The organism is Streptomyces sp. NPDC001851 (assembly GCF_040297165.1).
Classification (GTDB): Bacteria; Actinomycetota; Actinomycetes; order Streptomycetales; family Streptomycetaceae; genus Streptomyces.
This window is the reverse complement of sequence record NZ_JBEOYR010000038.1, coordinates 14,941-28,498: the sequence shown is the minus strand read 5'-3', so window position 1 is coordinate 28,498 and position 13,558 is coordinate 14,941. Positions and strand designations below refer to the sequence as shown.

Genomic DNA, 13,558 nt, shown 5'->3' with positions numbered 1-13,558 from the left:
AGAAACGACCTCCTGAGTGCCGCGGAAATGAGGGCAGGCAAAGCCCGGTAGCGCGTCGGCCGAATACGGCGGTTAACGCGGATTCGTATGTGTCGGGCTGTGGCGTCAGGCGGTGAGCACCACGTCGTCTTGGCCGAGGGTCTGACGGATCGTTTCCGTCAGCCGGTCGGCGGCGATGGACGCGTAGTGTTCGGTCTTCTCCACGCCGATGAAGTCCCGGCCTTCGAGCAGGGCGGCCACGCCGGTGGATCCGGAGCCGGCACAGAAGTCGAGGACCGCGCCGCCCGGCGGGCAAATCTTGACCAGCTCGCGCATCACCTCGACGGGCTTCTGCGTGATGTGCTGCCGCTGGGAGCCGGATGGCTGCGAAGCGGAGTACATGCCCGGCAGGTAGACCGGGTTCCGGGAGCCGTCGATGGCACCCTTCGACGCCCACACGATGAACTCGCAGTTCTGGGTGAAGCGTCCCTTCTGTGGCCGGGCCTGGGGCTTGTGCCAGGCCAGCACGCCGCGCCACAGCCAGCCGGCCGCCTGGATCGCATCCGTTGTGATGGGCAGCTGCCGCCAGTCGGTGAACAGCAGCGCCGCACCGCCGGTCTTGGTGAGGCGGTGTGCCTCGGTCATGATCTGCGTCAGCCAGAACCCGTAAGAGCGCTGATCCATGTTCTCGCCGGTGAAGTCGGCCAGGGTGTGCTTGGCATCGGCGGAGGTGTACTTCTGCTTCGCGGAGCGGCTGGTGCGCTCCTTCGCCGTGCGCCCGCCGGAGTTGTAGGGCGGGTCGGTGATGACCGCGTCGACGCAGTCGTCCGGGAGCTTGGACAGGACGCTCAGGGCGTCGCCCTGATGCAGGGAAAAAGGCAAAGGGGAGCTCCGATTCGGGTGGAGTGCGTGCGGGAATACCCGTCGCGTCGGAAAGTCCCCGGCGGCCGGAAATCGGGCATGAACAAAGCCCATGGCCATGGTCTGGGGATGCGAGGGGGAGTTCAAAAACTGTAGACGCGATTCGGCCGACGACCAAGAAGTGCGCTGCTGAGGGGTCGGATTCCGGCACCTCGCGCCAACTTTTTGGTCAACGGCCGATCTGGGCCTACTGTTTTGAACCGCCCGGCGCACACCGCCGATGGCCCACTCCCCCCTCTGCCTCGTGGAGGTTCCCCATGCCCCCGCACACCTAGCTCACCTGTCGGCCGCGCACGGCGAGCGGCTACTCGCCTGTGCCAGCCCCCTGATTCGCCCACCCGGCCCGCCTGCGGTCCCTTCCATCACCCCCTGCGCTCCCGCGGCATGCCGGACACTGCACCGAAGGACCCCTGCATGACGTCTCGTTACCCGCCCCTGCCCGAAGCCGGTGATCCACGCGTGGGCACCGCAGGTTGAAGGGGCTCGCCGCCGGCATCGGCGTCGTCTTCCTCTTCCCTCTTCTCCTCGGCGGTGGCGCCATGATGATGGCCACCTCCAGCGAAGCCGCCCAGAGCGCCACTTCATCGCTCGACTGCCTCTCCGACGTGGACACCAGCAAGATCGCTGATCAGGTCACCAAGATCCTCGACGGTGCGGACGCCTCCAAGGTGCACATCAAGGGCCTAGACCTCCCCGGCGAGCAGATCCCGAACGCGCAGACCATCGTCGCCACCGGCATCAGCCTCGGCGTTCCCAACCGGGGGCAGGTCGTGGCGCTAGCCACCGCGATGCAGGAGAGCCGGCTACGCAATCTCGGCGGCGGCGACCGTGACTCTCTCGGCCTGTTCCAGCAGCGGCCCAGCCAGGGCTGGGGCACCGCCGCACAAATCCACGATCCGGTCTACGCCTCCGAGCAGTTCTACAAGGCGCTGTTGAAGGTCCACGGCTGGCAGCAGATGACCGTCACCCAGGCCGCCCAAGCGGTGCAGCGCTCCGGCTATCCGGACGCTTACGCGCAGTGGGAACCGCTGACGACCACGCTGCAGAAGGCGATTGCCGCCACCTTCCCCGACTCCGGGGAGAAGGACACCGGCAAGACCGACGACAAGCCCGCCCCCGCGACCGGCTGTAACACCGCCGACGGATCCTCCTACGGGCCAATCCCCGAGGGCGCCGTCCCGAAGGGCTACAAGATCCCCAAGGGCACCGACCCGCGGGCCCGCAAGGCGATCGTCTGGGCGATGCAGCAGCTCGGCACGATGTACCAGTGGGGCGGGTCCTGCACCAATGCCCACGGCCCCGATGCGATGGCCCGCTGCGACTGCAGCTCGCTGATGCAGCAGGCATACGCCCACGCCGGCATCACCCTCACCCGCACCACGTACACGCAGGTCGGTGAAGGCAAGGCGGTCTCACTGAAGGCCCTCAAGCCCGGGGACCTGCTCTTCAGCCGTGGCACTGCGGCCCGGCCGGAGCACGTCGGCATGTACATCGGCGAAGGGCTGGTCATCGAGGCCCCCCGGACCGGCAAGCCGGTGCGGATCACGCCGATCAAGGACTGGGGCGTCCTCGCCGCCCGCCGCGTCATCTGACGCCGGCCTCTCTCCCGCCGCTCGGCGCACCCCCTCTTTCTGAACTTCCCCACCGCCAGTGCCTTCTGGCCTGCGCACGCAAGGAGCCCTCCATACCCGTGTCACCCCTCGCTGCCCGTGTCATACAGCTCGCCTACGATCCCGGCATCTCCCCCAAGGGCGGCGGCCTTCCGGGCCTGTCCGTTCTGAAGAACGTCGTCAACAGCATCAACATGTTCGCGATCATCGCGGTCGTCGGCGCCCTTGCCGTCAGCCTCGCGGTGTGGGCGTGGGGCCACCACACCGGTGGCCACCAGGCCGAGGCCAACGGCAAGAAGGGCGCTACGGTCGCCGCCGGCGCAGCCCTGGGGCTCGGCGCCGCCAATGGCATCGTGGCCTTCTTCTCCGGTCTGGGGTCGCAGGTCCACTGATGCTCAAACGCCTTCCCGGATACGGCCTCGGCTGGACGCCGCATCCTCGCATCATCGTGATTGCGGTCGGCCTGGCCTGCCTGCTCGCCCTGGCTGCCGCAGCGGCCTTCTTCACCGGCCGCAGCAACCGCCCTCACGCTGCCCCGCCCGTCCCGTCGCCGACGCACAGCTCAGTCCCCCCGACAGGCCAGCCATCCTCCGGGAGTGGCCCGGTGGCCGGGCCGCCGAGAATCTCCGACCCGGTGGAGTTCGCCAAGGCCGCCGCGAAGATGCTCTGGTCCTACGACACCCGCACCACCAGCCAGGCCCAACAGCTGGCCGGCATGGAGGCGTGGATGACGAAGGAGAGCGAGTACGGCGACTGGGCCTCAGTCTCGGCGCAGATACCGGACCCCGTGCTCTGGTCGCGGATGTCGGACCAGAAGCAGCGCGCCAGCGCAACCATCACCGAGGGCCACTACCCGGCCGCCTTCAAACAGGCCCTGTCCGAGGACCCGGCCGCGATCACCAAGGCGTACATCTACGCGGTCACCGTCACCGGCAAGCAGACGATCACCTGGACCAAGGGCGGCGGCGGTGCGGAAGACCGCTCGATCACCCTCGCCGTCCAGTGCCGCCCCTCGGCCGACTGCTCGCTCGTCGCCATCGCCCCACGCGTCGCGCCCTGACCGAACGGAGTCCTCATGGGGTTTTGTGATCTCCCCGTCGCGGACAAGGTCTGCGCGGTCGGCGAAGCCATCGACTTCGCCTCCGACCCGGGCAAGTACATCGGCGACTGGATGGCGAAAAGCGCCGACGAACTCGCCGCGTCCGCAGCCGATCTGGCGTCCAAAGCCGTCGATGCCACCACCCGCGTCGACCTGAACGCGGGATGGTTCCGCGACAACTACGAGACAATCCTGCCCATCGGCCTGGTCATGCTCGTGGCCACCTTCTGCGCGCAGCTGGTCCGTGCCGCGATCCGCCGCGACGGCCAAGCCATGTCCCAGGCGTTCACAGGCACCGCATCCGGTGTGATCTTCGCGTTCGCCGCCATCGCCCTGACCACCGTCGCGATCGAAGTCACCGACGCCCTGTCCGCCGGCCTCTTCCAAACCGCGCACACGGACATCGCCTCCGCGGTCCGCCGCATGGTCAAGGTCGCTTCCCTGCCAGGACTTGCCGGGCTCGGCTGGCTCGTCGCCGTCTTCGCGGGCATCGGAGCCGCCATCGGCGCCTTCCTGTACTGGTGCGTGATGATGGTCCGCAAGGTCGGCATCCTGGTCATGGTCACCCTCGCCGTGTTCGCCGGAGCCGGCGGCGGCTGGGAAGTCGCCCGCCGCTGGCGCAAGGGCTGGATCGAGGCCACCGCCACCCTCGTAGCCAGCAAGCTGCTGATGACGATCGTCTTCGTCCTCGGCATCGCCGCCATGGGCAAGACCGACGCCAAGGACGGCCTGGCCGCCCTCGCGGACGTCCTCGCCGGCATCGTCGTCATGATCCTGGTGCTGCTCTGCCCCTACGCCACCTTCAAGTTCGTGCACTGGGCAGCCGAGGGATCCGACGGAGAAACGTTGCACCGTGCCGGCGGAGCCGGCGCGCAGCTGGCCAGGCAGCACGCCGAGCGCGCGGGCCGGAAGGCCGCGGCGATGGCAGCCACCGCTGGAACCGGCGGTGCCGCAGCCGGAGCCGCAGCAGCTCCGCAGGGCCCGGACACCGTGCCCGGACAGGACGGGTTCCCCGGCGACATCGCCTCCCCCTCGTCCGGCAACGGACAGGACTCTACCCAAGGCGCCGACTCCGGTAGCCCGTCGGGCGGCAGTTCCGCCAAGACCGGTCTGGAGCAGGCCGTCCAGCCGCCGCCGACCCACGTCGCCGACGACACCAGCAGCCAGATGGGCGGCAGCCCCACCAGCGCAGGCACCCCCAGTGCGAGCGGATTCGGCCAAGGCGCCGCAGCCGCTGGCCAGAGCGGCGGATGGCAGTCCGCGCCGCCAACCACGGCCCCGCCGCCACAGGGCGCCCCGCCCGCCACGGGCACCCAGACCGCCGGCACGAACTCAGCAGCGAACGGTCCGGCCTCACCGCCGCCGCCCCCGTCCGGTCTCTGATCTCCTGCCCGATGCCCGATCCCTGGGGGCGGGAAGGTTCACGGTCCTTCCCGCCCCCGGGCCCTCGCTCCAGGAGCAGCCTCCTTGTCCGACCTCGCCGTATCCCCGGCCACCGTCAAGTTCCCGCACCGCAGCCGCCGAGGCATCCTGCTCGGCCTCACCCTCCACCAGCTCGTCCTCGTCTCCGCCGCGCTGGCCCTACTCCTGGTCACAGTCCTCACCACCGGACTGCTCGGCGCCATCACCCTGGCCCCGCTGTGGGCAGCGGTGGCCGCCCTGGTCGCCCTCCGCCGGCAGGGCCGCTCCCTGATCGACTGGGCGCCGATCGTCGCCCGCTACGCCTGGCGCCGCCACAACGGACAGACCCTGTGGCTGGCCAGACCCATCACCCGGCCCCGCCAGGACGGCATCCTCCACCTGCCCGGCACGGCCGCCTCCCTCAAGGTCGTCACACCTGGCGACTCCGCCAACGGCGCCGCCGCCTTCCACGATCCGCACCAGCAGACCCTCACCGCCGTCGCCCGCGTCAGCAGCCGTGCCTTCGCCCTGCTCGACCCGGCCACGCAGAACCACAACGTCAACGGCTGGGGACGTGCGCTCGCGGGCACCGCCCGCACCGGCCACGTCGCCACCGTGCAGGTCCTGGAACGCACCGTCCCCGACTCCGGTGACACCCTGGCCCGGCACTGGGCCCAGCACGGCCGGCCCGAAGCACCGGTCGCCGGACAGGTGTACGCAGACCTGGTCGCCTCCGCCGGACCGGCCGCCGCCCCGCACGAGACCTATCTGGCGATCTCCCTCGACCTCAAAGCCGCCAAGCGCCTCATCTCCCAGGCCGGTGGCGGACTGCCCGGCGCGTTCACCGTCATGGAACAGACCACCGCCTCCATCGCCCAAGCCGCCCGGAACGCCGGGCTGATGATCACCGGGTGGCTGTCCGCACGGGAGATCGCCGCCGTCGTGCGCACCGCCTACGACCCCAAGGCACTCGCCGCGCTCCAGCAGTGGTCACCGACCGGCCGCGCGGAAGCCGACCCGGCCGCCGCCGGCCCCGTCGTCCAGGTCGAGGAGTACGACCGCATCGCCACCGACTCCGCCCGCCACGCCACCTACTGGGTGGAGAACTGGCCGCGCACTGAGATGGGCGCAGGCTTCCTGCACGGCCTGATGTTCACCGCCGGCGTGCGCCGCACCCTCTCCCTCACCTACGTCCCACAGCGGCTCGAGTCCGCGCTGCGCGACGTCCAGCGCAAGAAGGCCGCGATCATCGCCGACGCCTCCGAACGCGCCCGGCGCGGGCAGGTCGACAGCGAAGAGGACTCCATCGAGTACGCCGACGTAAAAAACCGCGAGCGCCAGCTGATCGCCGGGCACGCCGACGTCGCCCTGACCGGCCTGATCACCGTCACCGCCGACACCGACGCCGCCCTCGACGCCGCCTGCGCACAGATCGAGACCGCCGCCGTCACCGCCGGCGTCGACCTGCGCAGGCTCTGGTACCAGCAGCCCGACGCCTTCGCCGTCGCGGCACTCCCCCTCGCCCGCACCACCCTCTAAGCCCCGGAACCGCACTGACACCGATCAACGACCGCGACGGCCTCCTCCGCGAACTGCAGGCCCTGCTGACCTCCTGCGAGGAGCTGGCCGCCCGCCACCGCGCCGTCCTCGACCAGTACCGTGACCCCGAAGGGGAGGTGATCGAGGAGAGGCTGCGCGAATACAACGACGCCCGTATCACCACGGCGATCGAGGCCAGTGACCACCTCGACACCGTACGGAACCGCCTCGCCCACCTCCTCGGCCCGCCGGCGCCACGCCCCTTCACCCTGACGTTCGCAGGTCATGAGCGGCACGCCGGCGAAGCCCCCACAAGCTTCGTCGTCAACGCCATGAACCTCAATGACGCCGCCCGCATCCTGGCCGGCCTTCCCAGCTGGCATGAGTGGTACCTGGCTGACGCCGGGACCGCTGACGGCCAGGGCGCGGACATGATCTACCTACCGGAGCAGAGCCATCCCGGCCTCCCGACGCGCGGCGAATACGTGGACCTGCGCGACGAGCAAGAAGCCGTTGCGGTGCCTGCGACCGGCGTCACCCGAACCTCGCGCGCCCGCCTCTCCGTTCCAGTGACCACCTCGCCCCTGGCCCCCGCTCCCGCCTCCCCGGCGGCAAGGACCTCCCATTGACCCAGCTCCGTCCTAGCGAGCCCGACTCGCACCCTTATCTGCGTGCTGCCACCGCAGGCGTCCGCCATCACATCCGCGCCCTGAGCCACCCCGCGCCTCCTCATCTCCCGGACCGGACGCACCTCGACACCCTCCACGCCCACCTCACAGAACTGCACCGGCTCCTCGACCAGCTGGCCGACGCGGCACGGCCCCCGCATCCCGCAGCTGGCCGGCACCTTGCTGCGGCGCGCACCCAGCTGTGGCAGACCACCACGGACATCCACGCGGCCTTCCACCTTCTGCCGGCCGCGTCCGCGGACTCCGCCGAGTGCCAGCCCGGGCAGCTCCCCGAAGGGCCTCCCTTCCTGACCATCTGCCAGCGCCACCTCGCTGCCGGGCACATCGTCCGCCGCAAGACCACGCCCACCGACCTGCACCGCGCACCGCACACCACCTCGTGCGTGCGATGAGCACCATCCGTCGAATCGAGGGCCCCCGATGAACCACCGGCCCGCCCGCCGCGCCTCCGCCAGCCCGCTGTTCACCCCGCACGGCACCGACCGCGCCGCCCGGCGCGCCGCCCGCAGGCAGCTCGCCGAAGCCGCCGCGAAGGCACGCGCCGAGACAGCCACCCATCCGGCCACAGGTCCGGCACCGGACGAGCACGACACGCCTGCGCCGGTCTATCCGCCCGGCGGGCGCCCCGGACGGGCGTCGGCCCGAGGGAACCGGCTGAAGCTGCCTGCTCACCGCATGACCACCGCCATCGCGGCGGGCGCCTACCCCTTCCTCGCCGAAGGAGGGCTCGGTGCCGAGGGCATCTACATCGGACGCGACGTCCACGCCGAAGCGAGCTTCGTCTTCGACCCCTTCGCGCTCTACGGACGCATCGAGGGCTTCACCAACCCCAACATCCTGCTGGCCGGCGTGATCGGCCAGGGCAAATCCGCGCTCGCGAAGTCATTCGCCCTACGGTCCGTGGCCTTCGGATACCGGGTCTATGTGCCCTGCGACCCGAAGGGCGAGTGGACACCGGTCGCCCAGGCACTGGGCGGCACCTCCGTCGCCCTCGGCCCCGGGCTGCCCGGCCGCCTCAACCCCCTGGACGCGGCCCCGCGCCCGGAGAGCATCACCGAGGCCGACTGGGAGGGCGAGATCCGCAAACGGCGCCTGCTCCTGCTCGGCTCCCTGGCCCGGACCGTCCTGGGCCGGGACCTGCTGCCCATGGAGCACACCGCGCTCGACGTCGCCCTCGACGCCGCAGTCAACCGTGCGGCCGGCACCGGCCGCACGCCGCTGCTCGGGGACGTCGCCTCCGCCCTCAACAACCCAGCTCAGCTCGACGAGGCCGCCGGGACGATGTCCGGCCACCTCGGCGAGGCCGCCCGCGACCTCGCCCACGCCATGCGCCGCCTCGTCCACGGCGACCTCGCCGGCATGTTCGACGCGCCCTCCACCGTCTCCTTCGACCCGCGTGCGCCGATGCTGACCATCGACCTGTCCCGGCTCGGCGGATCCGGCGACGACACCGCCCTCGTCCTCGCCATGACCTGCGCCTCCGCCTGGATGGAGTCCGCCCTGACCGACCCGCACGGGGGGCGGCGCTGGATCGTCTACGACGAGGCATGGCGCCTGATGCGCCACGTCGGCCTCCTGCAGCGCATGCAGGCCCAGTGGAAGCTCTCCCGCGGACTCGGCATCGCCAACCTCATGGTCATCCACAGGCTCAGCGACTTGCTCACCGCCGGCGACGCCGGATCACAGGGCCGGGCACTGGCCGAGGGCCTCCTCGCCGACTGCTCCACCCGCATCATCTACCGGCAGGAAACCGACCAACTCCACGCCGCCGCCTCCCTGCTCGGCCTGACCACTGTCGAAGTAGACGCCATCGCCCACCTCAACCGCGGCCGTGGCCTGTGGAAGGTCGCCGGCAGATCCTTCATCGTCCAACACCTGCTCCACAGCAACGAGTTGGCGCTGTTCGACACAGACGCCCGCATGCACTGACCCCGGACGGCCTCTCCCAGCTCCAGGAGGAAGCCACCTGTCCTCACACACCCTCAGCACTTTCGCCACCGAACTCGCGGTGCACCTGCCTGGGCACTGGCATCGCCGGTACACCGGGTTCCCGCCGCCCCAGGACCAGCCGCACATCGCGGACCGGGTCTGGGACTGCGGTCCGACCCACTCTGCTCTGCTCGACTGAGATCCGCCGACCGCCTTCCTCGACGGGCCAGCCGGCGAACAGCTCTGCGTGATACCGCGCCCCCGCTACCCCCGCCAGTACCTGGTAGCGCCCCTACAGCCCGACGGGGCGCGACCGCACCACTTCCGAGGGGTGGACGAGCCGAACGGCATCGCCGTCCCCGACGATCCGGGCCGTGCCGCCGCCCAGATCACCCGCCGAGTCCTGCCCCGCTACACACAAGCCCTGAACGCGGTCCGGCGCAATGCCCTCCACCAACCGGACCCACCGCACCGGCCCGCCGCCCCTGAAGTCACCGAGTCGTTCACGCTGATCTGGTACCCCGACGGCGTGGTGGGCGCCCCGTCCGCCAGCGTGCCCGCCGATGCCCGCATCGTGCTGTACGGCTGCTACTTCCAGTACAGCCCGCACGAGGCAGCGTTCGTCCTGCCCGCCTCCTACAGCACCGAGGTACGAGCCCTGCTGCTGCAGAGCGCGGTCCGCCAGCTCACAGCCCAAGGCATCGGCGTCAACTTCCGGCACGCCGCCCCCACCCCATCCCGTCCGATCAGCACGGCAGCACCGACGCTGGGCGCGCCGCCCGGCGCGAGGCAGCCGGCCGCCCGGCGGTAGAACCGGACCTCCCTGTGTGTACACCGTCGCTGTCCGATCCCGACCAGCGGATGCTGCTGCACGACGTGGCCGACCGGATCAACACCGTGGCCGACCAGCTCCCGCTCCCTGACCAGGTCCAGCCGGGCCCCGGGCTCAGCGAGATTCTGGACGATGAGGTACGTCACCTGGCCAGGCTGCTGGGCTACCTGGCCGGCGAGAGCGCCTTCCGCCACCGAGCCGCTGCTCGTTATCCGGACCAGGCCACGCCGTCTCAACGCCGCACCACGCTCGCCCTCGCCCGTGCCGCTGAACCCGCCGGAGCCGCACTCGCTGCTCTGGGCGGTGCCGTCCACTGCCTTGGCGTCCTCGCCGATCTCAGCCATCAAGATCCTGGCCGCGCCAGCACCCGGACCGTGGCCACCGTGCACCAGCAACTCGTGGAACGCCTCGCCGAGAGCCGCGTTCACCTCGCCCGTGCCGCCAAGTCTCTGCGCACTGCCGCGGACGCCCGATCGATGCGGCCAGCGCCAGCACCGCCGACGGCCGCCCCAGCCCGCACCCGCTGAATCACGATCCCCCGGAGTTTCCTCATTCCCCTGCACACTTCTGTCCGCCGAACCGCACTCCTGCTCACCGCCGCTGCTGTCGCGCTGACCTCGTCCGCGTGCTCCACCTCCAGCAACACCCACGACAGCACCACGGCCACCCCGCACCGCACCGCGCAGGCCACGCCGACCGCCGAGCCGGCGCTGGCGAAGCAGGAGGCCCTGGCCCAGATCGCCCACTACTCAAAGATCAACAACACGGCCAACGCCACCGGCGACACCAAACTCCTCGACACCATCGAGGACGGACCGCTGTATGAGATGTCGTCCGCCGACCTCAAGGAGTCAGCGGCCCTGCCGAGGTCGGACCGCGAGCCGTACCGGCCGTGGTCGTACGACCTCGATGCAACAGACGTCTACATCCCGCGTGTTAGGCCGGGCCAGCAGCGGTGGTTCGCCGCCGTCACCCGCTCCGGCAGCAGGAAGCAGTACGCCCGTGTGCTGGTGCTGGCCGAGAGCACGAAGACCAAACGCTGGGAGATGGTCGCGGCCGTCGACATCGACGACCCCGAGCAGCTGCCGGACATCATCCTCGACAAGGACGGCTACGCCACCGCGGTCGACGCCTCTTCCACCTCGCTCGCCGCGCCGGTCGGCGTGCTGCGCACGGCCGTCGCGGACAACTTCGCGACCGGAGGCGAGAAGACGGGGAAGAAGGTCTTCACCCCGACCAAGGCAGCCCGGCGGCAGATCAAGGTCCACGACCAGACGACCCGCAAGTTCGGCACACGCGGCACCACCCAGTTCGCCTCCGCCGATACGGAGTTCCGCGATGCGTACGCGCTGAAGACGACTACCGGCGCGCTCGTGATCTTCTCCCACACGCACACCCAGCACGACGCCGTCGCCGCCCCGGGGCTTCAGATCGTGCCGGACAAGCTCGACCGTGCCTGGCTCAACGCACCGGCCCCTGCCTTCACCTACACCTTCACCTGCTCCGATGTCGCCGCCGTCCCGGCCACGCCGAGGCCCTCCAGCCTGCTGGGCTACGGCTGCCGCCGCACGGACGCCAAGCCCACCGTCCCCGACTTCTCCCTCTAGGAGCTGGCCCTGCGAGATCCCGACTTCGAGCTGTACGACAACGTCGGCCGAGACGGCGACCAGATCGCCGCCGCCCGCTGTGGCATCGCCACGGACAACGACCTGCTGCGGTGGGCCAGGCGGGACGCCGAGCCGTTCCTGGTCCAGCACCCGCTGCCCGAGCAGCCGTTGCCAGCGCCCGACCTCGGCCCCTATCTCCATGCCCTTGCCGCCGCCGAGACCCCCGCGCAGGCCAGTGCGGTCACCCAGCGCCTGCTGGATGCCGCCGCACCCGTGCTCGAAGCGGTGAGTGAGTACCTTGTGGCTGCCGCCCGGTGGCGGGGCCAGAACCGCGGAGCGGAGCTGGGCTCACCGCCCAAGATGCTGATGAGGGCGGCCAGCGACAGCCTGTCAGCACTGGCCCTCGGCCATCAAGCGGACCTGGCGATCCTGCGCGCCGAGTACGACCCGCCACCGCCCCCGCCCAGCCCGTTGCCGGGCCGCACTGGGCCCGGCCTCCCGCCCGCGCCGCCCGGCGCACCGCCTACCGGTGCGGCCCCGGGCCGCTGATCGCAACCTCCGGAGGCTCCTTCTGTCGACCCGTTCCTTCATCGCCCGCCCCACCACCAGCGGCTATGACGGCATCTACGTCCAGCTCGACGGCCAGCCGAGCGCGAAGCTGCCCCTGCTCCTCGCCGCCTTCCAGTACCGCTTCGAAGGCGACGTCGAAGCTATGGTCCAGCGCCTCGTCGACGGCGTGGCCGTCGGCTGGGACGAGCTGGGCACCGACCTCCTCGCCGGCGCGCCACCGCAGGTCGTCACTGTGCTGACCGGCGGCGAGCAGTGGCCCAGTAGCACCCTCGACCACCTCATCACCCCGGACGGCTCCCCGCCGGTCCGTATGACGGTCACGGAACGGACCGCCGCCGACCAAGACGTGCAGTGGCGCTATGTCCTGCGCTCCGAGGGCATCGAAGTGATCAGCGTGCCCCACGCCGACGCCGGTCCGGTCATCGGCTGGGACACCGACCCCCGCACCCGCTTCAGCGACCATCCAGCTCACTGGCCCACGCCCACGCCGCTCGCCACCTCCACGCGCGCGGCCCAGCCCCCGCAGACCGCTCGGGCCGCGGCCACGCCACGGCCCCGCACGGCCGCGGGCCGCTAACCCGCCCTCCCCCTCACACCGGAGACCTCACCCTGCCCACCCCCCTGATCACGGTCGTCATCGCCACCCGCCTGCGCGAGGACCGCCTCGGCTTCCTGACCGCCATGCACCGCAGTCTCTGTCGGCAGACCGTGCCCTGGGAGGCCGTCATCGCCCTCGACGGCGTCGGCCCTGACCGTCTGCCGGCAGCGCTGGCCAGCGATCCACGCGTGCGCACCCTGGCTGTGCCGCGGCCCGTCGGCGCGGCCTGCGCCCGCAACTTCGCCCTCAACCTCGTCCGCACCCCGTACGTGAACTGGGCGGACGACGACGACCTGTTCCCGGACCACGCGATGGCCGCCAGGCTCGACGCCCTGGAGCAGGCGGGGGTGGGCTAGTGCGCCGGGTGGAGCGAGGACCTGCACCCCGACGGCAGCACCACGCTCTGGCGGTGCCCGGCGCCGCCCGGCCGGCACGAGGCGGGGGATGTATGGACGTACTGGCGCTCACCGGCCGACACCATTCCCATTGGACCGACCACCATCCTGGCCCGCACCGAGCTGGTGCGCGCGGCCCCGATGGGCGGCCTCGTCCAGGGAGAGGACTACGTCTATTATCCCGGCACTTCCCGTGTCCCTCGCAGGTCGTGTCGCTTAACTCGCCGCTTCAAGAGCGGGAGTTGTCGGATACACGCACCGCGTCACAAGTCTCATTCTATCCGGCGGCCGACCGGGCACCTGTGGCGCACTTCACAATCGCCTGCCGCACCCGTCAGTCCGGATCTCGCGCCGCGTAGCTCTGACCGTCTGTGCCGCTCAGCCTCAGC

At 70.8% G+C, this 13,558-nt stretch carries 14 protein-coding genes and 1 pseudogene; 14 read left to right on the top strand and 1 reads right to left on the bottom strand.

Features of this window, described 5'->3' with window-relative positions; all coding sequences use genetic code 11:
• Nucleotides 1-105: 105 nt before the first annotated feature.
• A complete protein-coding gene (locus ABT171_RS37470; protein WP_351250896.1) occupies nt 106-861 on the bottom strand; it encodes a DNA-methyltransferase in 756 nt (251 codons plus the stop codon).
• A gap of 512 nt (nt 862-1,373) precedes the next feature.
• On the opposite strand from ABT171_RS37470, the gene ABT171_RS37465 reads away from it, so the two are divergent.
• From ABT171_RS37465 to ABT171_RS37400, 14 genes and pseudogenes are all read left to right on the top strand, one after another.
• The gene (locus ABT171_RS37465) at nt 1,374-2,492 is read left to right on the top strand and encodes a C40 family peptidase (protein ID WP_351250895.1); all 1,119 of its coding nucleotides are present in this window, start codon (nt 1,374-1,376) and stop codon (nt 2,490-2,492) included.
• A gap of 92 nt (nt 2,493-2,584) precedes the next feature.
• Nucleotides 2,585-2,902, top strand: a complete 318-nt coding sequence (locus tag ABT171_RS37460; RefSeq protein ID WP_502972747.1) for a DUF6112 family protein — start codon at nt 2,585-2,587, stop codon at nt 2,900-2,902.
• Entirely contained in the window at nt 2,902-3,570 is a 669-nt protein-coding gene (locus ABT171_RS37455) for a hypothetical protein (RefSeq protein ID WP_351250893.1), read from the top strand. The genes ABT171_RS37460 and ABT171_RS37455 overlap by 1 nt, the downstream gene beginning before the upstream one ends.
• 15 nt (nt 3,571-3,585) lie before the next feature.
• Nucleotides 3,586-4,992, top strand: a complete 1,407-nt coding sequence (locus ABT171_RS37450; RefSeq protein ID WP_351250892.1) for an SCO6881 family protein — start codon at nt 3,586-3,588, stop codon at nt 4,990-4,992.
• Nucleotides 4,993-5,076: 84 nt separating this feature from the next.
• Entirely contained in the window at nt 5,077-6,549 is a 1,473-nt protein-coding gene (locus tag ABT171_RS37445; protein WP_351250891.1) for an SCO6880 family protein, read from the top strand.
• Between the two features lie 137 nt (nt 6,550-6,686).
• Nucleotides 6,687-7,178: a hypothetical protein gene (locus tag ABT171_RS37440; protein ID WP_351250890.1), complete on the top strand. Its 492-nt coding sequence runs from the start codon at nt 6,687-6,689 to the stop codon at nt 7,176-7,178.
• Complete coding sequence (locus ABT171_RS37435; RefSeq protein ID WP_351250889.1) at nt 7,175-7,630, top strand: DUF6238 family protein; 456 nt, start codon at nt 7,175-7,177, stop codon at nt 7,628-7,630. Before ABT171_RS37440 ends, ABT171_RS37435 begins: the two co-directional genes overlap by 4 nt.
• Nucleotides 7,631-7,658: 28 nt before the next feature.
• Nucleotides 7,659-9,167 carry a putative type IV secretion/conjugal transfer ATPase gene (locus tag ABT171_RS37430; protein ID WP_351250888.1) on the top strand — a complete coding sequence of 503 codons (1,509 nt, stop codon included), beginning with the start codon at nt 7,659-7,661 and terminating at the stop codon, nt 9,165-9,167.
• A gap of 331 nt (nt 9,168-9,498) precedes the next feature.
• A complete protein-coding gene (locus ABT171_RS37425; RefSeq protein ID WP_351250887.1) occupies nt 9,499-9,978 on the top strand; it encodes a hypothetical protein in 480 nt (159 codons plus the stop codon).
• 14 nt (nt 9,979-9,992) lie between these two features.
• Entirely contained in the window at nt 9,993-10,526 is a 534-nt protein-coding gene (locus ABT171_RS37420) for a hypothetical protein (protein WP_351250886.1), read from the top strand.
• Nucleotides 10,527-11,606 (top strand): DUF8094 domain-containing protein, encoded by a 1,080-nt coding sequence (locus tag ABT171_RS37415; protein ID WP_503078427.1) that lies wholly within the window; start codon nt 10,527-10,529, stop codon nt 11,604-11,606.
• A 168-nt stretch (nt 11,607-11,774) separates the two neighbouring features.
• Nucleotides 11,775-12,155: a hypothetical protein gene (locus tag ABT171_RS37410; RefSeq protein ID WP_351250884.1), complete on the top strand. Its 381-nt coding sequence runs from the start codon at nt 11,775-11,777 to the stop codon at nt 12,153-12,155.
• Nucleotides 12,136-12,753: a hypothetical protein gene (locus tag ABT171_RS37405; RefSeq protein ID WP_351250883.1), complete on the top strand. Its 618-nt coding sequence runs from the start codon at nt 12,136-12,138 to the stop codon at nt 12,751-12,753. The genes ABT171_RS37410 and ABT171_RS37405 overlap by 20 nt, the downstream gene beginning before the upstream one ends.
• A gap of 44 nt (nt 12,754-12,797) precedes the next feature.
• A pseudogene (locus ABT171_RS37400) lies at nt 12,798-13,340 on the top strand (glycosyltransferase family 2 protein); the annotation flags it as partial.
• Nucleotides 13,341-13,558: the final 218 nt, after the last annotated feature.